Origin of the sequence: Cellulophaga sp. 20_2_10, assembly GCF_023476645.1 — a bacterium.
Lineage (GTDB): Bacteria > Bacteroidota > Bacteroidia > Flavobacteriales > Flavobacteriaceae > Cellulophaga.
The window spans coordinates 543,524-566,488 of record NZ_JAMCOJ010000001.1; the positions used below are offsets into that span (position 1 = coordinate 543,524).

Genomic DNA, 22,965 nt, shown 5'->3' on the forward strand with positions numbered 1-22,965 from the left:
TAAGTAGTTATTGTTTTTTTTATTCTAAAAAAAGCATCTTTTAAAAATAACAATTGTAACCTTAATTAAATGTTTAAATTTGTCTCTTAAATTATAATTATATATGAAAAAGATTACCCTATCTATCCTACTACTTTTATGCGTAACTACTGCTGCTTTTGCTCAGAAAAAGAGCGACTTGATACTGCAAATAGATAATTTAAAAGATAGCATCGCTAAAACTAACATAGCGTTAGCCGAAGCTAATAAAATTGCTAAAGTAAGTGTTGCTGAGTCCGATCTATATAAAAGTCAGGCTACAGAGTTGCAAGACGCTAACACCTCTTTACTAAACAACCTTAAAAATTTTACACAAGTATCTAGCCAAAATTCTAAGAATATGGAGAGAACACTTGAGGCCTTAAAATCTAAAGAAACACAACTATCTATTTTAGAAACTTCTTTTAGTAAAAGCGATTCTACTGCAATTGTAGTTTTAACAAACGCAAAACAGTCTTTAGGAGAAAATGCTAAAATTAGTGTTGTAAATGGGGAAGTTGTAATAACAGAAAGTGCACAAAACGTTTTAGATGCTTCTAAAACTAAAATAAGTGCTACGGGTGAAGCTTTTTTAGAAAACCTATCTAAAATAATGCTTTTAAACACAGATTCTAAATTAACAATTTCTAGTAACTCTGGAAGTTTATCTGCATTGCATACTTCTTTAATAACTAAGTATGATATAGTTGCTGAGCGTATTACGTTAGAAAGTACTACACTAGAGACTTCTAACCTTTTATTTAAAATACATACAGACTACCCTAATTTTTATCTTAGAGTTAGAGAACATATGAAAAATTTAAAATAATTGACGAGAGACTATTTCTGGTTTTGTATAATTTTTGAAAAAAATATGCGTTCTACAACCGTAGTCAAACTTAAAAATAACCACAATGACATCTGAAATAGTTTTACAAATGTTTGCATATTTATTACCAAGTGTAGTAACTGGTATTGTAGCATTTTATTTTTTTAAATTACATACTAAAAACGAAGACGGAAGAAGACGTTTTTTACTGCATAAAGATTCTCAAAAAAGCACATTACCTACAAGACTACAAGCGTATGAACGTATGGCTCTTTTTTTAGAACGTATATCTATTCCAAGCTTGGTAGTGCGTGTTGCCCCAGTAGGTAACGATAAAAATGCATACGAAACGTTATTAATTAAGAATATAGAAAAGGAGTTTGATCATAACCTATCACAACAAATATATTTATCTGACGAGAGCTGGAATATTATTAAGACAGCAAAAAGCGCAACAATACAAATGATTCGTAAGACTGCTTTAAGTCAGACTGAATCTGCGGACAAGCTAAGAGAAGATATATTAAACGATACTATGGATAAAACTTCACCATCTGCAACAGCTCTTACTTTTATTAAGAAAGAGATTGGCGAATTATGGTAAACAATAAAATTATTATCTTATAACTAAAAGACTGTCTACTATGACAGTCTTTTTTTTTGCTATTTTATAACTACACAAGCATATTCTACAAATTAAATAGAATAACCAATACCCTTTTGTCCCTTTACATAACAGCAACCATAAAGGGTTCTAACTAGTACTCGTTTTATATATGTAATGCATATATAAAGCCATTCACCAAACAAAGAAAGGCATCTAAAATCAACTTTTAGATGCCTTTAAATTATCTTTTAAAGATAAACTTATATTATTTTTTAGGATTAGGTATTACAGTGTTTAATGTTGCTTTTTCTTTAGTAGCCATCCAAAAGTTATTTGTAGTTCCCCAAGAGCTATCTGGTGCAGCGTTTCTAGAAAAATTCTCTATATTATCTTCTAAACTCTTTACTACATCTTTAGAAAGTGCACTTTTAGAAATTACCACGACAATAGCATTAAATGACTTCTGCGATGCTGCTACAGATGGTTTTCTAGCTCCGTGCCTAGCTACAATATCACTAGCTGTTAACGTGATAATCTCATCTGATGTAAACTCACCATACTTTGTTGTTTTTGCATTTTTAGCAATTTTAATATCATTTAATTCATCTGCTCCAATTAAGCCCATTAAGTAAAGTTCTGCATTACCATAAGGAATACTATTACCTCCGTTTGCAAAGGTTCCAAATCCTTTTTCTCCATCTAATTTACCTATGTACGTAGTACCTCCAGAATCTACCAACTCATCAAAACCACCAAGTTGTCCTCCTACAGAAGAGAAACCCCAATGTCCGCTTTCCTGTGTTTCTATAAAATCATAGTTACCCCAATAGTGCATAATTTCGTGTAAGAATGGGCCATTTTTAATATATTCGGTTCTAGGCATATGTATGACACTCTTTAGTTTCCCTGCAGAACCATACTTTGCTGTACCATCAAAAAGGTTTCCTCCTATTCCTTCTATATTATTTTGTGCTGTGTAGGTAACACCATAATACAAACCGCTAGGTTGCTCTTTTTCATTCGAAAGAATAAAAATAAAATCGAATTCATCTTCAAAATGCTCGTATACTTTTTTGGTGATCTTAGAAAAATCTTTTTGAGTATCAGGAACTAAAAAAGAATTATAATCTTCTGAAGAAAGAAGATAGTTTACTACTGTTTTTTTTTCGTTTATATAAAAATCTTCATCTAATTTTAAGGCATCTTCTGTGACAACAGTATCATCATTGCTTGTTTCTTCCTTGTTACAGGAGTAAAAACTAAATACATATATACAAGTAAGTGAAACAAGTAAAGGAAATCTTAAGAACTTAAGGTTCGTCATCATAATTTAAGGTTACATATTTTGTTGATAATTTATAACGATAAAAAACAATAATTCGTATTAAAAAAAGCCTTAAATAAGTTCAAGACTATGGGATTATAGCATTAAGCTTTGTTACTTTTTTTTCAGCGTAATTAAAACCTTGCTCCCACCATTGGGCCATTAACTTTTTATTAAAAACTAAGGAGTTTTCTGTTAATTTGGTAGGCGTGTAATACAGGTTTAATTTAACCCCTTTGTGTGTTGCATAAATTACACCTTCAGAAATATCGTGGTGTTCTATTTGATCTAAGACAAAACCATAAATACTAAGCATTAAGGAAAACGGATTTTTACCTAATACTTTATTGTGTTCCATTTTTTCGGATTCTAAGATAATGGCATCTACTTCTGTAGCGCCACGTTCTATAGCTTCTCTTATTGGTAATACACAGCCTAAACCACCATCACCATATTCGTATCCATCTTTTTTTACCAAAGACATAAAAGGAATATAATTGCAAGAAATCCAAATCCAATCACAAAACTCTTCATAACTAAAATCTCTAATAGACTTATACTCTACCCTGTTTTTAGATAAATTAGAAACCGTTACCACAACGTCTTTAGATGTATTCTCTATAATTTGTCTATAGTCTGATACTGTAAAATGTTTTTTAATTGTAGTTCGTAGAGACTTACTTTCTCCAAATGTTCGTTTCCGTTTTATAAACTGAAGCAACACATTAAAATAGTTAATAGATACAAATTCTCTATCTCCTTTACGGTTAACCACAAACGGATTTAAACTAAATATTTTACGCTGATTTACATTGGTATACAAGTCATACAACAAACCAACATTATTTAATGCTAATTGAGAAATTAACAAACTACCCGTAGATGTACCCACAAGAATATCATAATCTCTGTTCTCTATCTCCATTAAATACTGAGCTACTCCTCCGGCAAACGCTCCTTTGCTTCCGCCACCGCTAATAACTAATGCTCTCATTCTATCTCTATATGGTTAGTTTCTGTATTCTTATTCTTTGCAAAATCATAACCACTTTTCCACCAAGCAGTCATTTTTTTCTCTTCAAAAATAAGCGAATTTGTAGTTAAAACGGTAGGTGTGTAATAAAAGTTAATAATTGTATTATTATGGTTGGCTACAAACTTACCTATACGTATGTTTTGTTGTTCTATTCTGTCTGCCATAAAAGCAAACATATTGGTTAACAACGAGAATGCATTTTTAGATGGCATTCTATTAAACAAATTGGTTTCCGTTTGTAAAATAATCGCATCTATAATGGTGGCTCCTCTTTTAATAGCTTCTTCTATAGGCACCATACTACCAAGGCCACCATCTGCATATTCACATCCATTTTTTTTAACCAAGCTCATAAATGGTGTGTAATTACAAGAAATCCAGATCCACTCACAAAACTCGTCATAAGTACAGTCTTTAATAGACTTATATTCTACTTTATTTAACGATAAATTTGCTACTGTAACTACAATTTCTATGTTTCTTTTTTTTAATAAATTAAACTCTATTTCCGTTACAGATTGTCTTATTAGTTTTAAAAGATTGTGACTTTCGCCAAAGGTTTTACTACCACGTAAAATATTTTTAAGTACATTAAAATGATTAATTCCTATATTTTCTATGCCATGCTTCCTTGTAATTGTATACGGGCAAGAGCTAAAAATATGCTCTTGATTAACAGATGTGTAAATAGATTTTATTTTTTCTATTTCTTGCAATGCTAGATGAGAGATAAGTAAACTTCCCGTAGATGTGCCAATAAACATGTCATAATTATGTTTTGCATCTTGCAACAAATATTGTGCTACGCCACCAGCAAAAGCACCCTTACTACCACCTCCAGAAATTACCATTGCTCGCATAATTACAATTTACTTTTAATATATTTAAAATCTGTTGTAGACACTTGCGCTTCTAGCTCTTCTAATTTCTTTTTGTATTCTTTTTTTTCTAATAAATCTTCAACCAAATTTCTAGCAAACTTTTTAAATTGCCAAACAGGATGGTTTGTAGCGTGTATTAAATCTTTTAGATTGGCATCATCTAGATAAAACAAATCATTTAAATAAGAAAAAGCCAATTGTCTGGTTTCAAAATATTCTGCTTCACGAGTATAACTTCTTAATTCTTTTAAGTATTCCTGCTTTACATCTACATGATACCCTTTGGTCATAATTGCCAATGCAAGCCATAATTGTCTAACATTTTTGCTAGAAAAACCTATAACTCCCTTTGTTTTGTCTAAATAATCTGCACGTTTTTCAGGATTATAAATCCATAACTTATACAATGTATTTTCTATGGTTGTATAGCTCTTATCGGTTAAAAAAGATTCAAAAAAATAAACGTCTTCTCCTAAAATTTTAGGCGTGTTTAAAACCAATGTTTTACGTAACATTACATTATTAGACTTTAAAATATCATCCTTTACTTCTTTAGACAAAAACTTTGAATAAAATTCTATAATATTATTTTTAAGTTCTGTTGATGTTGTTTGCTCCCAATACTTGTCTATAATTAAGCTGTTTGTCTTTTTACTTACACTTAGTTCTTTTTGCAGCCTATAGAATGATGCCAAAGAAGGAGATGTCTTTTTTAAAATAGCTTTTGCTTTATCTGTAGGAAAATCTGTAGCTTCTAACCACGTTTTTTTATAGTCTGATAAATCTGCACCACTAGTCTCTTCTATACTTTTTAAAAAGTCTGTTACAGTAACATTTTTATATTTATGCTTTTCTAAATATTTCTGTACACCATCTTTAAAAGCTTCTTTACCAACTTTGTGCACTAAAGCGTGCAATGCCCAAGCTCCTTTTTCGTAAAAGGTTAAACTACTAGCTTTAGGATCTATTAGAGATTCTCCTTTATTGTTTTGGCTATATTTATCTAATTGAAGTGCTGTTGAAAACAACTTCCAATTAAAATAATCTTCTCCTAAAACTTCTTTCTGCGCTAAATATGCGTAATACGTTGCAAAACCCTCATGCAACCAATGATGATTACTACTAACCTCTGTTACTAAATCTCCAAACCATTGGTGTGCTAACTCGTGTGCATTAATATTTACATAATTAGTATCGTTATACGCAATAGAATCTACAACATAAGCATCAGAAAAAATGGTTGTTGTTGTGTTTTCCATACCAGCATATAAAAAGTCTCTAACAGGTATTTGTTTGTATACTTGCCAAGGATATGGCACTCCTATTTCCTTTTCTAAAAAGTTAAAAATCTCATTGCTATACCTATATGTCGTTTCAACCTTTGCAGAGTCTTTTGGGTAGTAATATAATTCTATTGGTATGCCAGAATTAGAAACTTGCTTTTTAACCGAATACTTACCAATAGCAAAGGCTAATAAATAACTGGACATAGGATTAGACATTGTATACTGCCATTTTTTTAATCCATCATTTGTGCTTGTATTTTTAAGCTTTCCATTAGCAATTACTTGGTACTCTTCATGAAACGTTATGTCTAAATTAAACACCACTTTTTCGTTCATATCATCAAAACTTGGCAACCAATGACTTGTATACTTCCCTTGCCCTTGTGTCCAAATTTGGTTGTTTGTAGCATCCTCTTTAGTCCACCCAAAAAAGTAAAGTGTTTGCTTTGGCTGTGTTGTATACGTAAGCTCTAATTTGTATTTTTTTCCTTCTTTTAATTTTTTAAACAGTGTAATTCTATCTGTATCTACAGTATGCTTTACAGACCTATTGTTTAGCAAAACTTTAGTAAAGGTCATATGTTTTGCATCAAGAAAAACTGAATCTATCTTAGCTAATGTTGTAAAAGTATAGCTAACAGTACCATTTATTACCTTTGTTGCTGCATTTGGGGACAAGGCTGCATTAGCCTCTAAAAAGTCTACTTTTGGTTGCTCTTGTGCCTGTAAAACAAGACATTGAGTGCAAATAAAAAGGAGAGGAAAGTATCTAAAAAAAGTCATCATTCTAATTTTCAACCAAAATAAGCATTTTCATCTTTTGCAGTTGTTCAGATTCGGTTTATTTTAGTGGTATGAATGCTAATTATTTACAAACTCCCATTGCATATTTAAAAGGTGTTGGCCCAAGTAGAGCGGAAACCTTACAGGGAGAATTAGGCATTTACACCTACCAAGATTTAATAAATCTTTTCCCGAATAGATATTTAGACAAAACGCACTATTACAAAATTAATGAGCTGCAACGCAATAGCGCAGAGGTACAAGTAATAGGTAAAATAATACACCTAAAAGCTATTGAACAAAAAAGAGGAAAAAGACTTGTTGCCACTTTTGTAGATGAGACTGGAAAAATGGAGCTGGTTTGGTTTAGAGGACAAAAGTGGATTAGAGAAAACATTAAACTAAATGTACCTTATGTTATTTACGGTAAAACAAATTGGTTTAATGGTGTGTTTTCTATGCCTCATCCAGAATTAGAACTTTTAGAAGACCATAAAAAAGGACTAAAAATTAGTATGCAGCCTATCTACCCTTCTACAGAAAAACTAAGTAGTAGAGGTATTACAAACAAGGGAACAAGTAAATTAATGCAGCAACTTTTTTTAGATACAAAAGCTAGGTTTGTAGAAACACTACCTACTTATTTATTGTCTGAATTAAAGTTGATGGGTAAAAGTGATGCCTTATTAAATATACACTTTCCCAAAAGTCAAGAAGAATTAGCAAAAGCACAGTTTAGACTTAAGTTTGAAGAGTTATTTTACATTCAGCTACAACTAATAGCAAAAAAAATGGTTCGTAAAAACAAAATAAAAGGCTTCCCATTTACTGCGGTGGGCACTTATTTTGGTGATTTTTACAACAACCATTTACCGTTTGAGCTTACTAACGCTCAAAAAAGAGTTATTAAAGAAATTAGAGCAGATCTAGGTAGTAATGCACAAATGAACAGACTTTTGCAAGGAGATGTTGGTTCTGGTAAAACTATTGTTGCTTTAATGACAATTTTACTGGCTTTAGACAATGGTTTTCAGGCGTGCTTAATGGCTCCTACAGAAATTCTAGCAACACAACACTATCATGGCATAACAGAACTACTAGAAGGCTTAGATATAAAAGTAGCATTACTAACGGGTTCTGTAAAAAAATCTGCTCGTAAAGTTATTCACGAAAATTTAGAAAGTGGTGAGTTGCATATTTTAATTGGCACACACGCTTTATTAGAAGATAAAGTACAGTACAAAAATCTAGGTTTAGCAATTATAGATGAACAACATAGATTTGGAGTAGCGCAACGTGCAAAACTATGGCGTAAAAATACCGTACCTCCGCATATTTTGGTAATGACAGCCACGCCTATTCCAAGAACTTTAGCTATGAGTTTGTATGGCGATTTAGACATCTCTGTAATAGATGAATTACCGCCTGGCCGTAAACCAATTAAAACAGTACACAGGTTTGATTCTAACAGACTAAAAGTATTTAGTTTTTTAAAGGATGAAATAAATATTGGCAGACAAGTATACGTTGTTTACCCATTAATACAAGAGTCTGAAGCTCTGGATTATAAAGATCTTATGGATGGTTACGAGAGTATATCTCGTGATTTTCCTGCTCCTAAATATCAAATATCTATTGTACATGGACAAATGAAACCCGTAGACAAGGAGTTTGAAATGCAACGCTTTATAAAAGGTGAAACTCAAATAATGGTAGCTACAACAGTAATAGAAGTTGGTGTAAATGTACCAAATGCTTCTGTTATGATTATTGAGAGTGCAGAACGTTTTGGTTTGTCTCAACTACACCAATTAAGAGGTCGTGTTGGTCGTGGTGCAGACCAAAGTTATTGTATTTTAATGACCAGTCATAAACTGTCCGCTGATGCTAAAACAAGACTAGAAACAATGGTGCGCACCAACGATGGTTTTGAAATTGCAGAGGTCGATTTAAAACTTCGTGGACCTGGAGATATTATGGGTACACAACAAAGTGGTGTTTTAAACCTAAAAATAGCAGACATTGTAAAAGACAACGACATTTTACAAACGGCTAGGCATTATGCTATTAAAATTTTAAAAGAGGACCCTAGTCTTAGTAATCCTAGTAATACTGTGGTTTCAGAAGCATATGCTCAACTTGTAAAGCATAAAAACATATGGACGTATATAAGTTGAACATCGTAATTTTACTTAATATTTTAACAAACAATTTATAGTATTCTTTATTTTTGATAGTTAGAGGTTTTATTAGAAACTTAAGAGTAAGATCGTGTAGCATTACACAAATCTTTATCCTAACTAAGACGAAAATAAATAATACATGAAAACACTGTTTGACAAGGTGTGGGACTCCCACGTAGTAAGAAAAATAGAAAATGGACCAGATGTTCTTTTTATAGACCGCCATATGGTACATGAAGTAACAAGTCCTGTTGCTTTTTTAGGTTTAAAAAGTAGAAATATTGGTGTTAAACACCCTGAAAAAACATTTGCTACTGCAGACCACAACACACCAACTATTAACCAGCACTTACCCGTAAAAGATCCTTTATCTGCTAAACAGTTAAAAGCTTTAGAAGAAAACTCTAATGCATACGGTATTAGTTACTGGGGACTAGGTCATGAAAAAAATGGTATTGTACACGTTGTAGGTCCAGAATATGGAATTACACAACCAGGTGCAACTATTGTTTGCGGAGATTCTCACACATCTACGCACGGTGCTTTTGGCGCAATTGCCTTTGGTATTGGTACGTCTGAAGTAGAAATGGTATTGGCCACACAATGTATTATGCAGCCTAAGCCAAAAAGTATGCGTATTAACGTTGTTGGTAACCTTAGTAAAGGTGTTACACCTAAAGATGTTGCATTATACATTATTTCACAATTAACTACATCTGGTGCTACCGGATATTTTGTAGAATATGCTGGTGACGTATTTAAGAATATGTCTATGGAAGGACGTATGACGGTTTGTAACTTAAGCATAGAAATGGGTGCGCGTGGCGGAATGATCGCTCCAGATGAAAAAACATTAGATTACGTAAAAGGAAGAGAATTTACACCTACAGGTGCTGCTTGGGATAAAGCAAAAGCATATTGGGATACATTATACACAGAGGAAAATGCCACTTTTGATAAAGAACTTACTTTTAAAGGTGAAGATATAGAACCAATGATTACTTACGGTACCAATCCAGGAATGGGTATGGGTATTGGTCGTGATATACCAACTGCTGAAAGTTTAGAAGGTGGTGTAGCTACCTATAAAAAGTCGTTACAATATATGGCTTTTAATGAAGGTGATTCTATGATTGGTAAGCCAATAGATTTTGTCTTTTTAGGAAGTTGTACCAACGGAAGAATTGAAGATTTTAGGGCATTTACAGAGATTATAAAAGGAAAACAAAAAGCACCAAATGTTACCGCTTGGTTGGTCCCAGGCTCTCATAAAGTAGAAGCAGCAATTAAAGAAGAAGGTTTATTAGATATTTTAACAGCTGCTGGTTTTGAACTTAGAGAGCCTGGTTGTTCTGCTTGTTTAGCTATGAATGATGATAAAGTACCTACAGGTAAATACGCGGTAAGTACATCTAACAGAAATTTTGAAGGCAGACAAGGTCCTGGCTCTAGAACATTATTAGCTTCTCCGCTAGTTGCAGCTGCTGCAGCTGTTACTGGAAAAGTTACAGACCCTAGAGAATTGCTATAAAATAGCGGTTAGTTATTAGCTCTTAGCTTCCTGCTAAAAGCTTCAGAAAATTGATAATTAAAATAAACCAATAGCCAAAAGCTAGAGGCCAAAAGTAAATTTAAAATGGCATACGATAAATTCAACACATTAAAAAGTAGCATAGTTCCGCTACCAATAGAAAACGTAGATACAGACCAAATAATACCTGCTAGATTTTTAAAAGCTACAGAACGTAAAGGTTTTGGAGATAATTTATTTAGAGACTGGCGCTACAACCCAGACAATACACCAAAAGAAGACTTTGTATTAAACCAAGATAAATACGCTGGAAAAATACTTGTTGGTGGTAAAAACTTTGGCTCAGGATCTTCTCGTGAACACGCGGCTTGGTCTGTGTACGACTATGGGTTTAGATGTGTAGTTTCTAGTTTTTTTGCTGATATTTTTAGAAACAACTGTTTAAACGTAGGGGTTTTACCCGTACAAGTTTCTCCAGAATTTTTAGAAAAAATATATACAGAAACAGAAAAAGACCCTAAAGCACAAGTAGAAGTTAGTTTACCCGAACAAACCATTACTATTGTTGGTACAGGAGAAAAAGAATCGTTTGACATTAATGTTTATAAAAAAGACAATATGTTAAATGGTTTTGATGATATTGATTACTTATTAAATATTAAAGAAGAGATTACGGCTTTTGCTGAAAATACTCCTCTATAAGTTAAGACGTACCAGAATAACCCACCAACACTATAATGAAAAGAAAAATTGAAATAATGGATACCACACTCCGTGATGGTGAACAAACATCTGGAGTGTCCTTTTCTGTTTCTGAAAAATTAACCCTTGCTAAATTACTTTTAGAAGAACTAAAAGTAGATAGGATTGAGGTCGCATCTGCACGTGTATCTAATGGCGAATTACTTGCCGTACAGAAAATTACAAGTTGGGCTGTATCTCATAATTTTATAAATAAAATAGAGGTCTTAACTTTTGTAGATAATGGTGTGTCTATTAAATGGATGCAAGAGGCAGGTGCTAAGGTTCAAAATTTATTAACCAAAGGATCTTTAAACCATCTTACGCATCAACTAAAAAAAACACCAGATCAACATTTTAAAGAAATTGAAGCTACTATACTTCTTGCTCAAAAGCATCAAATAGAAACAAATGTCTATTTAGAAGATTGGAGCAATGGTATGCGAAATTCGTTAGAATATGTATATCAATTTTTAGATTTCTTATCCAATCAACCTATAAAAAGAGTTTTACTTCCTGATACCTTAGGAATTTTAACACATACAGAAACGTTTGCTTATATAACCGATTTAGTTAAAAAATATCCAAATCTTCATTTTGATTTTCACGGTCATAATGATTATGATTTAAGTGTTGCCAATGTTATGGAGGCTCTTAAAGCCGGTTGCCACGGACTACACTTAACCGTAAATGGTATGGGGGAACGTGCCGGTAATGCTCCAATGGCAAGTGTTGTGGCTGTTATTAACGATTTTTTACCAGAAATAGAAATAGCTATAAAAGAAACATCTTTGTATACAGTAAGCAGACTTGTATCTAATTTTACAGGCTTTGGAATACCTGCAAACAAACCTATCGTTGGTGAAAATGTTTTTACGCAAACTGCAGGTATACACGCAGATGGCGACAGTAAAAAGAATCTTTATTTTAATGATTTATTACCAGAACGTTTTGGCAGAAAAAGACAATATGCACTAGGTAAAACATCCGGAAAGGCAAATATTTTAAAAAACTTACAAGAACTTGGTCTTACCCTAAATGATGATGATTTAGGAAAAGTTACACAACGTATTATTGAGTTGGGTGATAAAAAAGAAAAGGTTACAAAAGAGGACTTACCTTATATAATTTCTGATGTTTTAGATAGCGGCAGCTACCAAGAAAAGGTTATTATAAAGTCTTACGTACTTACCCATTCTAAAGGCTTAAAACCTTCTACAAGTGTTGCTGTAGAGATAGAGAAAGAACTTTTTGAAGAGAATGCACAAGGAGACGGCCAATATGATGCTTTTATGAATGCGATAAATAAGATTTATAACGCTAAAAAAATTGAGTTACCAAAATTAATAGATTACGCCGTACGTATACCTCCTGGTAGTAATTCTGATGCTTTGTGTGAAACCATTATTACTTGGAAAAAAGGAGATAACGAATTTAAAACTCGTGGTTTAGATTCGGACCAGACAGTATCTGCAATAAAAGCAACAGAAAAAATGCTAAATATTATTTAGCGAAAAAAATATAATAACATAAAGAGTACATATTAATATGAAACTAAACATAGCAGTATTAGCCGGTGACGGTATAGGACCAGAAGTAATAGACCAAGCTATAAAAGTATCTAACGCTATTGCAGCAAAATACAATCATGAAATTAACTGGACACCTGCTTTAACAGGAGCAGCAGCCATAGATGCTGTGGGAGAACCTTACCCAGATGAAACACACGCTATTTGTGAAGCTGCAGATGCTGTTTTATTTGGTGCTATTGGTCATCCTAGATTTGATAATGATCCGTCTGCTAAAGTTAGACCTGAACAAGGTTTACTTAAAATGAGACAAAAATTAGGCTTATTTGCTAATGTTAGACCCACATTTACGTTTCCTTCATTAATTGATAAATCGCCCTTAAAAAGAGAGCGTATAGAAGGTACAGACCTTATTATATTAAGAGAACTTACTGGTGGTGTTTATTTTGGTGAAAGAGGTCGAAAAGATAACGGAAATACTGCTTTTGATACAATGACCTATACTCGTGACGAAATTACAAGACTTGCCGTAAAAGGTTTTGAATTGGCTATGACGCGAGGTAAAAAATTATGTTGTGTAGACAAAGCCAATGTTTTAGAATCTTCTAGATTATGGAGAGAAACAGTACAGGCAATGGAAAAAGACTATCCAGAAGTAACTGTTTCTTATGAGTTTGTAGATGCCGTAGCTATGCGTTTGGTACAATGGCCAAGTGAATATGATGTTATTATTACAGAAAACCTTTTTGGAGATATTTTAACTGATGAAGCTTCCGTAATATCTGGATCTATGGGATTAATGCCATCTGCATCTGTAGGAACAAAAAATAAATTATACGAGCCAATACACGGTTCTTACCCACAAGCAGCAGGAAAAGACATTGCTAATCCATTGGCAACAGTATTATCTGCTGCAATGTTATTTGAAGATTTTGGATTAACTGCTGAAGCAAAAACAATAAGAGATGTTGTAAACAAATCTTTAGAAGAAGGTATAGTTACAGAGGATTTATCTGAAAAAGGAAAAGCATACAAGACTAGTGAAATTGGAGATTGGCTAGCTAAAAACATATAATCTTAGTACAATTATATACTAGTTTAAAGCCTCTGAATTTAGTTTTAGAGGCTTTTTTTATATGTATTACCAGCTAACTCCGCTACCACCACCACCAGATCTACCACCACCAAAGCTTGAAGATGATGAAGAGGAAGATGAAGAAGAAAAACTACTACCTGAAGAGCTAGAGCTACTAGAAGATCTAGAGCTTTCTCTTACCAATTTAGCTACTACAACAACCTCAGATGTTTTATCATTACAGTTTTTACATTCGTAAAAGTCTATACGTTCTCCTTCCCTATCGTAATTTGGTCTTATTCTAACATTAGACCTTGTTTTTCCTTTAGTCTTATAGTTACATTGGTTACATTTTGAGTATTTTCTACTAGAATTACCATCATACTTTAATATTAAAATATCACTTTTATCATCTGTTGCCCAAACATCATAATCTACAGAGTGTATATTTTCTTCAATAATTTCACCTTCTTTTAAAAAGTTTCTTTCATTTTTAGAACTCAACAAAATTAGTGGTTTACCATTTACTTTACTAAATCTTGGATCGTATCTATATTGTTTTAATCTTGTCTTTATCGTAGTACTCATTCCCCATAACGGAAAAGGAAATAGGAAGGCAAAACAACCTATATCAATTTTTTTTAGACTATTGTATTTATCATAATAATCTTCTTTAGATTTATCTATAGATTCTATTTTAAATGAATAGTAAATTGAGAGAAAAATTAAAATTATTATGTAAAGGATAACAAAAACAAACGGAAAACTTATATACTGCAAACTATCTAAAAATGATAATATCCATGAACCACCATCGTTTACTTCATAAGTAACATCGTTAGAATATATATAATCTATAGTATCTGGGTTTTCTACAAATTCTTTTACCCTGTCTGCAGCTTTTAAAAGGCCTTCGCCATATTCACCTTCTTTAAAAAATGGAACAATTTCATCTGTACCAATTCTGTAGCAAATATTATCGGTTAATATAGCCTCTAAACCATACCCAGTTTCAAACTCCGTTCTACGTTGGTCCATTACGGTTAAAATTAATAACCCATTGTCTTTATCTGCTTTACCAATTCCCCATTCATTAAAAAGTTTAGTTGCAAAAGTTTTGGGAATCTCATCTCCTATACTTTTAACAATAACAACAATAACTTCTGCAGAGGTATGTACTTCTAGCTCAAACAACACTTTATTTATTTCCTCTTCATATATGGCAGAGATATAACCATCTGGATCAGAAACATACCCTAAAACACCTTTTCCTCTAGGTTTAGGAATTTCTAATATAGAGTAATATTCTATTTCTCTATTAGAATAGCTTGGAGCTTTAAAAACTGGATATTCTACTGGGTTGTAAGATTTATTTTCAGGTCCTGGTTCAGATTCTGGTTCTGGTTCTGTTACTGCGATTACAGTTTCTGGAATATCTAGATCTTGATCTATGTCTTCTTCTTCAGCTATATCAATTGAATCTTCCTCAACTATTGGTGCTACAAAAATAACATCTTCAAAAGCATCATCTTCAAGATAGGATACTTCAATTTCCGTTTCAGAAATGTCAATCTCTTCTGGTTTTTTATTCGTACAAGATTGTAGTATAAAAAGTAAAAGAAATAGATAGCCGTATTGTTTAAAATTCATTGGTTAGTTTTATATCAAACTAAACTAGAAATAAAAAACAAGCTTGGCAAGATAATATGACCCGACTAATTAGTGATTGGAGTTATTTGCTTTCTTTTGTCTTCTTCTACTTAAAACAATAGCCACAGCAATTAAAGCACCTGTACCTGCTAAAATAGCACCAACATAGCTAGAAGAGATAACGCTATACCCCATTGCTATAGGCAAACCAGCTAAATAAGCTCCGGATGCATTACCCAAATTAAAAGCACTTTGGTTCATAGAAGAACCCAACATTTCTGCACCCTTAGATGCATTTATAATTGCCATTTGTAATGGTGTAAGCACACTAAAAGATATTGCACCAATTACAAAAGTTAAAACTAAAACTAAAACGGGGTTAGCCGCAAACGAAGCATTAATTATTAAAGCTAAAGCCATTAAACCTAAACTTGTAATTACAGCCCTCATTGGCGATAACCTCTCTGTTAATTTTGCTCCTAAAAAATTACCTGCAACCATTCCTAATCCTGCTAAAATCATAGCATAACCGATCATATATTCAGGGTATTTAGATACGTCTGTAATTAATGGAGCTATGTAACTATACCAAGCAAAAAAACCACCTGTACCCACTGTAGTTAACAAAATAAGGACCCAAAGCTCTAATCGTTTAAAAATCTGAAAATCTTTCTTTACATTTTCTGATGATGATGGAGGTAATTTTGGCATCCAAAAGTAAACACTTAGCATAGCCATAATACCAACAATACCCACCAACATAAAAGCTACATTCCAGCTAAAATGATGCCCAAAATACGTACCTATAGGTACACCTATAACATTGGCTACAGTAAGTCCTGCAAACATTATTGCCATTGCTTGTGGTTCTTTACCTGGCGTTGCTAATTTACCAGCAACTACAGCTCCAATACCAAAAAAAGCACCGTGAGGAAGACCTGATAAAAATCTAAAAATTAATAAACTAGAGTAACTCTCCGAAAAAGCAGAAAGTGTATTAAAAACAGTAAACCAAAGCATTAAAGCCAATAACATTTTATGAGATGGCCACTTGCTACCAATTGTAGATAATATTGGAGCACCAACTACAACTCCTAAAGCGTATGCTGCTATAAAATGACCTGCTTGTGGTATAGTTATTTGTAATGCCGTTGCTACATCTGGTAAAATACCCATAATAACAAACTCGGTCATTCCAATACCAAAACCTCCAATAGCTAAAGCAATTAATGCTTTATTATTCATTTTTTTACCGTTCATTTTTCTACTTCTTTCTGAATAAATTAGACTACAATTCAACCATAAACAAGCCGACAAAGGTAACTAGAATACTATTGAAACTTGTGTATAGCATTAACACATTTATGTTAATTATTAAATAAAAAAACAGTTGGTCTCACAATTATGACAATTCGGTATTTATTATTCTTGGTTTGGTATAATGTACTTCATTTTTGTTGCATCAATCAGAAAACAATAAACCTTATTAAAATGAAACAGTTCTTTTTTTTAGTACTTGTAATAATCCAGTTATCACTAACCGCACAAACCACAATTTACGGAAAAGTAACAGATAGTAAAGGAGTCCCTATTGCCGGAGCCAACGTTTATTTAGATGGTACTTATGACGGTACAGCCACAGCAAAAAATGGAAAATTCTCTTTTACAACTGAAGAAAAAGGACAACAAACATTAATAGTATCTTTTATTTCTTTTGAAACTTTTTATACGACTACCATAGTTAAAAACCTAAGTAATTTACAAATAAAACTTAGAGATGATGTAAATACCTTAGACGCTGTTACTGTAAATGCTGGTTCTTTTAAAGCAGGAGAAAATGCCAAAGTTACTGCGCTAAAACCTTTGGATATTGTTACTACAGCTGGTGCAATGGGCGATTTTATTGGTGCCTTACAAACACTACCCGGAACATCTAATGTTGCAGAAGATGGTCGTTTATTTGTTCGGGGTGGAGATGCTGAGGAAACACAGATTTTTGTAGACGGTATGCGTGTTTTTACACCTTACTCACCTACTGCAAATAATATACCCACACGTGGTAGATTATCTCCTTTTTTATTTAAAGGAATAACATTTTCAACTGGCGGATATTCTGCAGAATATGGACAAGCATTATCTAGCGTTTTATTACTAAATAGTATAGACGAACCTGAAGAAAACAAAACTGATATTTCTTTAATGACAGTTGGCTTAGGAGTAGGTAATACTCAAAAATGGAAGAATAACTCTTTAAGTATAAATGCTTCTTATATAAATTTAAAACCTTATCAAGAACTTTATCCAGATAGTAATGAGTGGCATAAACCTGTACAATCTCTAGGCGGAGAAGCTGTTTATAGACATAAAATAAATGATAATGGCTTACTTAAACTCTACGGTGCTTTTAGCGCTGTGACTTTTGATGTAACACAAGAAGATATTAATACCGAAGAAGGCACACGTTTTGGTATGAAAAATAGAAACTTATATTTTAATGCTTCATATAAAGATTTTTTACCTAACGATTGGAGTGTACAAACTGGTGTCTCTTTTGCTAATGATTATTCTGATATTGATATCGTATCTAATAACGTAAAAGACACAGAAAGCGCTGCTCATTTTAAAGTGAAACTAAGCAAGTTTTACAGCAGTAGGTTTCGTTTAAATTTTGGTTCTGAATACTTTATGACCAATTTTAAAGAAGATTACATTACGGATACCAATGAAAACTACAACTTTGATTTTAACACTAATATAGCTGCTTCTTTTGTTGAGGCAAACATCTTTTTCTCTAAAAAACTTGCTGCAAACATTGGCTTGCGTGGTGAATATGCTAGTTTATTTAACGATTTTACAGTATCGCCTAGAGTATCAGTTGCATACAAATCTGGAGCTAATTCTCAAGTTTCCTTAGCATACGGACAGTTTTACCAAAACCCTAAAAACGATTATTTAAAATTTAATACCGATTTTTCAGCAGAGAACACATCACATTTAATTGCTAATTATCAATATGTAAAAAACAAGCAAATATTTAGAGCAGAGGCTTACTATAAAGATTATAATCACCTTGTAAAATATAACACAGAACAACCCTTACAAACTTCAAATTATAGCAATAGTGGTTCTGGTTTCGCAAAGGGTTTAGATTTGTTTTGGCGAGATAATAAAAGCATAAAAAACACAGAATACTGGGTGTCTTACTCCTATTTAGATACAGAACGAGACTATAAAAACTACCCCACTAAAGCTACACCAAGTTTTGCATCACAACACAACGCTTCATTAGTTATAAAACATTTCATAACCAATTTAAAAAGTCAGGTTGGCTTAAGTTACAATTTTGCATCTGGGCGTAATTACACAGATCCAAATAAAAATGATTTTTTAAGCAGCAAAGCAAAAAACTACAATGCTGTAAATGCGAATTGGGCATATTTAATTAGTCAACAAAAAATATTGTATTTCTCTGTCAGTAATGTATTTGGAACACAAAACGTTAATGGATATCAATTTAAAAACCAAGCAAATACCAATGGTGTTTTTGAAAGCAGAACTATTAGACCTGCTGCAGACCGCTTTTTCTTTGTTGGTTTCTTTTGGACTATAAGTGAAACTAAAAAAGACAATCAATTAGATAATTTATAAAATCAACAATTCAGAAATTAAAAACTACAACTCAGTAACTTAAAAATGCACAACCAACCTAAGGTTATGATATTTGATGAAACAATTAACAGCAACATAAAATTTAACAAAATGAAAAAGATTGCCCTATTATTAGCCTTTGTATGTGTTGCAACAATAAGTGCACAAACACCATATGAAAAAGGAATGACCAAAGCTTTTGAACTATGGAAAAGCAACGAGAGTACAAAAGCAATTCAAATGTTTGAGCGTATTTCTAACGTAGAAAAAGACAATTGGTTGCCACCATACTATGCTGCTACAGTAGAAATTATTAGTGCTTTTGAGATAAAAGATGAAACTGTATTAACTGCCAAATTAAACAAAGCCAAATCTTTTTTAGATATTGCTGACACACTATCTAAAAACAACCCAGAAATACTAATGTCTTATGCATTATTAAACACAGCATATATTGCTTTTGACGGACAAAAATACGGAATGATATTATCTGGTAAAAACGTGGCTATTTATAACAAAGCATTAGCAATTGTGCCAAATAATCCAAGGGTAGTTTTAGGTAAAGCAGAATGGGATATGGGAGCAGCAAAGTTCTTTGGACAACCACTAGAACCGTTTTGTAAAGATGTAAAAAAAGCTATAGAATTATTTAAAAAAGAAGAACAAACTATTAAATTTTACCCGTATAGTGGTTTAGGCAGAGCTAATGAAATATTAGAAAAGTGTGAAAAAAAATCCTCTCAAAATTAATTGAGAGGATTATTATATAGCTCTAAAACTATAGCGTTATAAAATATAATCTGTGCTAATAAAATTAGACAATCTAGTTTCTAACAATTGCTCCATAATTTCGTTATTAATATCATTATCTTTAGACGCTACAAACGTACGTACAGAGAAAGAACGTAAAGCATCATGTACACTTAATGTTGCTTGTGCAGAATCTTTACGACCTGTAAATGGGTAAACGTCTGGTCCTCTTTGGCAAGAACTGTTTAAGTTTACTCTACAAACCAAATTTACCAACGTATCTATTAACGGAGCTAAAGTATATACATCTTTACCAAATAAACTTACTTGTTGTCCGTAATTAGACGCAGCCATATCATCTAAAGGTTCTTCTATATTACTAAAAGGAACAATTGGTACTACTGGTCCAAATTGCTCTTCTTGGTACACGCGCATATCTTTAGTAACAGGGTATAAAACTGCAGGCCAAATATAGTTGTCTGTAGTTTCTCCGCCTTTTGTATTTAGTATTGATGCTCCTTTTGCTGTAGCATCATCTATAAGTTCTTGAATGTAGGCAGGCTTACTTGGTTCTGGTAATGGCGTAAGTTTTGCTCCGTTTTCCCAAGGGTTACCAAACTTAAGTTCATCTACTCGTTTTGCAAAACGCTTGTTAAATTCTTCTGCAATACTCTCGTGTACGTATACAACTTTAAGTGCTGTACAACGCTGACCGTTAAAAGATAAGGTCCCAGCAATACATTCGTCTATGGTTAAATCTAAATCGGCATCTGGTAAAATAATTGCAGGATTTTTAGCCTCTAGACCTAAAACCAAACGCAATCTGTTACTTTTTGGGTGTTGGTCTTGTAAAGCATTTGCAGATTTACTGTTACCAATTAAAGCAAGTACATCTACTTTACCCGTTTTCATAATAGGGCTAGCCACTGCTCTACCTCTACCAAAAATAATATTTACAACACCATTAGGGAATGAGGATTGAAAAGCCTCTAACAATGGTGTAATTAGTAAAACACCGTGTTTAGCAGGTTTAAAAATTGTTGTGTTTCCCATTATTATTGCAGGAATAAGCAATGCAAATGTCTCGTTTAATGGGTAGTTGTAAGGCCCTAAACAAAGAACAACTCCTAATGGTCCTCTGCGTATGTGCGCATAAACGCCATCACTCTTCTGAAACTTTGCAGCGTCTCTATCTAACTGCTTATAATCTTCAATTGTATCTTTAATATAAATTACTGTACGGTCAAATTCTTTTTCAGAATCTGGAAGAGATTTACCAATTTCCCACATTAAAAGTTTTACAACTTCATCTCGCTTGGTAACCATTTTGTCTACAAACTTCTCCATACAATCTATACGTTCTTTAACACGCATAGTTGGCCAAGCACCTTGTCCTTGGTCGTAAGCCTTTAGAGCAGCATTTAAAGCGTCTAATGCTTCTTCTTCTCCCATATCCGGAATACTTCCTAACAATGTTGGCTTGTATTCTTCTGTAGATGATATTGTAGAAAATACTTCTGTTGTTACGCCATCCCATTTTTTAAGATCGCCACCAACTAAGTATTCTTTTTGTTCTATTAGTTCTGTAATTTTATATTCTTCAGGTATCGTTGTTGTGCTCATTTTTTATCAATTTAAAGACTATTTCTAGTATCTTGAGTAGTGAATTTACTAAATCTTACGTTTAAACTTGCTGTTATAATCGATTAAATTTTCGGCATTTGGAACGAAAACGTTTTCAATTTCATTTTTTAATAAAAAATTACCTAAATGTGTCTTTTATACTAAGTATTGAAACAAGTCTGGCTTATTATTTAAGTAATCACCAAAGAAGTTATTCTCTTTCATTCTTGTAATCAATGGTTCTAAATCTTCAGTATATTTTAACTCTATACCAACAACCGCAGGAGCATTTTCTTTGCTCGATTTTTTAGAGTATTCAAAATGAGTAATATCATCCGTTGGTCCTAAAATTTCTGCGACAAACTCTTTTAAAGCTCCAGGACGCTGCGGAAAACGTACAATAAAGTAATGCTTTAAATTAGCGAACAAAAGGGCCCGTTCTTTAATTTCTGCCGTTCTAGTAATATCGTTATTACTACCACTAACAACACAAACTACGTTTTTACCTTCTATTTGTTTTACATACTGGTCTAGTGCAGCAATTGTAAGCGCTCCGGCAGGTTCTACTACAATAGCATCTCTGTTGTACAAGTCTAAAATAGTTTGGCACACTTTGCCTTCTGGTACTGTAATAACAGCATCTAAATACTCTTTACAAATCTCAAAAGTTAAATCTCCCACACGTTGTACAGCAGCACCATCTACAAATTTGTCTATTTGTGTTAGCTCTGTATTAACTCCGTTTTCTATGCTCGTTTTCATAGAAGGAGCACCAGCAGGCTCTACACCTATTATTTTTGTATTGGGTGATAAAGCTTTAAAGACACCGCATAAACCGGCAGCTAAACCACCTCCTCCAATAGCAACAAAAATATAATCTATTTCTGTTTTAGATTGATGAATGGCTTCTAAACCAACTGTAGCCTGTCCCTCAATAGTTTTAGGATCGTTAAAAGGATGTACAAAAACTTTTTGATGTTCCTCGCAAAATTGAATAGCTGCTTTAGAAGAATCGTCAAAAGTATCACCTACTAAAACAATAGTTACCCAATCGCCACCAAACATTTCAGTTTGTTCTACCTTTTGTTTTGGCGTAACCGAAGGCATATAAATAGTTCCTTTTATACCTAAATGATTACACGCAAAAGCAACTCCTTGTGCATGATTGCCTGCACTTGCGCAAACAACACCTTTTTTTCTTTCTGAATCGGATAATGAATTAATTTTATTAAAAGCACCTCTAATCTTATAAGATCTTACACGGTGTAAATCTTCTCTTTTTAATAAAATAGTAGCATTAAAAAGTTTAGAATAGCGAATACTTTCTAGTAATGGGGTGATATCTGCAACGGCACTAATTGTAGTAGCTGCTTTACGTATGTCTTCTATATTTGGGAAATAACTCATTTTAATAAAAATAAAAAAACCTGTCTGATTTCTAAGAAACCAGACAGGCTATAGAATAGTTTGG

General features: G+C 32.8%; 17 protein-coding genes. 9 read left to right on the forward strand and 8 right to left on the reverse strand.

Features of this window, described 5'->3' with window-relative positions; genetic code table 11:
- The first annotated feature begins 103 nt into the window (after positions 1-103).
- Positions 104-847, forward strand: coding sequence for a hypothetical protein (locus tag M4I21_RS02455; RefSeq protein WP_249557445.1), 744 nt, complete (start codon positions 104-106; stop codon positions 845-847).
- 85 nt (positions 848-932) lie between these two features.
- Complete coding sequence (locus M4I21_RS02460; RefSeq protein ID WP_249557446.1) at positions 933-1,451, forward strand: DUF7935 family protein; 519 nt, start codon at positions 933-935, stop codon at positions 1,449-1,451.
- Between the two features lie 268 nt (positions 1,452-1,719).
- On the opposite strand, the gene M4I21_RS02465 is transcribed toward M4I21_RS02460, so the two are convergent.
- The 4 genes from M4I21_RS02465 to M4I21_RS02480 all read right to left on the reverse strand — a co-directional run bounded on the left by M4I21_RS02465 (position 1,720) and on the right by M4I21_RS02480 (position 6,767).
- Positions 1,720-2,781, reverse strand: a complete 1,062-nt coding sequence (locus tag M4I21_RS02465) for a hypothetical protein (protein WP_249557447.1) — start codon at positions 2,779-2,781, stop codon at positions 1,720-1,722.
- Positions 2,782-2,866: 85 nt separating this feature from the next.
- Complete coding sequence (locus M4I21_RS02470) at positions 2,867-3,772, reverse strand: patatin-like phospholipase family protein (protein ID WP_249557448.1); 906 nt, start codon at positions 3,770-3,772, stop codon at positions 2,867-2,869.
- On the reverse strand, positions 3,769-4,674 hold the full coding sequence (locus tag M4I21_RS02475; protein ID WP_249557449.1) for a patatin-like phospholipase family protein: 906 nt from the start codon (positions 4,672-4,674) through the stop codon (positions 3,769-3,771). The genes M4I21_RS02470 and M4I21_RS02475 overlap by 4 nt, the downstream gene beginning before the upstream one ends.
- Before the next feature lie 2 nt (positions 4,675-4,676).
- Positions 4,677-6,767 (reverse strand): M1 family metallopeptidase, encoded by a 2,091-nt coding sequence (locus M4I21_RS02480; protein WP_249557450.1) that lies wholly within the window; start codon positions 6,765-6,767, stop codon positions 4,677-4,679.
- Between the two features lie 68 nt (positions 6,768-6,835).
- Between M4I21_RS02480 and recG the strand changes: the two genes are divergently transcribed.
- The 5 genes from recG (at position 6,836) to leuB (ending at position 13,823) form a co-directional block, all read left to right on the forward strand.
- Entirely contained in the window at positions 6,836-8,941 is a 2,106-nt protein-coding gene (gene recG, locus M4I21_RS02485; RefSeq protein ID WP_249557451.1) for an ATP-dependent DNA helicase RecG, read from the forward strand.
- 145 nt (positions 8,942-9,086) lie between these two features.
- Positions 9,087-10,478 (forward strand): 3-isopropylmalate dehydratase large subunit, encoded by a 1,392-nt coding sequence (leuC, locus tag M4I21_RS02490; protein ID WP_249557452.1) that lies wholly within the window; start codon positions 9,087-9,089, stop codon positions 10,476-10,478.
- A gap of 105 nt (positions 10,479-10,583) precedes the next feature.
- Complete coding sequence (leuD, locus tag M4I21_RS02495; protein ID WP_249557453.1) at positions 10,584-11,180, forward strand: 3-isopropylmalate dehydratase small subunit; 597 nt, start codon at positions 10,584-10,586, stop codon at positions 11,178-11,180.
- A gap of 35 nt (positions 11,181-11,215) precedes the next feature.
- Positions 11,216-12,730, forward strand: a complete 1,515-nt coding sequence (locus M4I21_RS02500) for a hydroxymethylglutaryl-CoA lyase-like TIM-barrel protein (protein ID WP_283771739.1) — start codon at positions 11,216-11,218, stop codon at positions 12,728-12,730.
- Between the two features lie 37 nt (positions 12,731-12,767).
- Positions 12,768-13,823 carry a 3-isopropylmalate dehydrogenase gene (gene leuB, locus M4I21_RS02505; protein ID WP_249557454.1) on the forward strand — a complete coding sequence of 352 codons (1,056 nt, stop codon included), beginning with the start codon at positions 12,768-12,770 and terminating at the stop codon, positions 13,821-13,823.
- 66 nt (positions 13,824-13,889) lie between these two features.
- Here leuB and M4I21_RS02510 read toward each other — a convergent pair whose 3' ends face one another.
- Together M4I21_RS02510 and M4I21_RS02515 are read right to left on the reverse strand one after the other, a co-directional pair.
- Positions 13,890-15,473 (reverse strand): TPM domain-containing protein, encoded by a 1,584-nt coding sequence (locus M4I21_RS02510; protein ID WP_249557455.1) that lies wholly within the window; start codon positions 15,471-15,473, stop codon positions 13,890-13,892.
- A 69-nt stretch (positions 15,474-15,542) separates the two neighbouring features.
- A complete protein-coding gene (locus tag M4I21_RS02515) occupies positions 15,543-16,733 on the reverse strand; it encodes an MFS transporter (protein WP_249557456.1) in 1,191 nt (396 codons plus the stop codon).
- 231 nt (positions 16,734-16,964) lie between these two features.
- Between M4I21_RS02515 and M4I21_RS02520 the strand changes: the two genes are divergently transcribed.
- Together M4I21_RS02520 and M4I21_RS02525 are read left to right on the forward strand one after the other, a co-directional pair.
- Positions 16,965-19,121: a TonB-dependent receptor gene (locus M4I21_RS02520; RefSeq protein ID WP_249557457.1), complete on the forward strand. Its 2,157-nt coding sequence runs from the start codon at positions 16,965-16,967 to the stop codon at positions 19,119-19,121.
- A gap of 111 nt (positions 19,122-19,232) precedes the next feature.
- Positions 19,233-19,871 (forward strand): hypothetical protein, encoded by a 639-nt coding sequence (locus M4I21_RS02525; protein ID WP_249557458.1) that lies wholly within the window; start codon positions 19,233-19,235, stop codon positions 19,869-19,871.
- Positions 19,872-19,907: 36 nt separating this feature from the next.
- On the opposite strand, the gene M4I21_RS02530 is transcribed toward M4I21_RS02525, so the two are convergent.
- Positions 19,908-21,494: an NADP-dependent glyceraldehyde-3-phosphate dehydrogenase gene (locus tag M4I21_RS02530; protein ID WP_249557459.1), complete on the reverse strand. Its 1,587-nt coding sequence runs from the start codon at positions 21,492-21,494 to the stop codon at positions 19,908-19,910.
- Between the two features lie 156 nt (positions 21,495-21,650).
- The gene (ilvA, locus tag M4I21_RS02535) at positions 21,651-22,901 is read right to left on the reverse strand and encodes a threonine ammonia-lyase IlvA (protein ID WP_249557460.1); all 1,251 of its coding nucleotides are present in this window, start codon (positions 22,899-22,901) and stop codon (positions 21,651-21,653) included.
- Positions 22,902-22,965 lie beyond the last annotated feature (64 nt).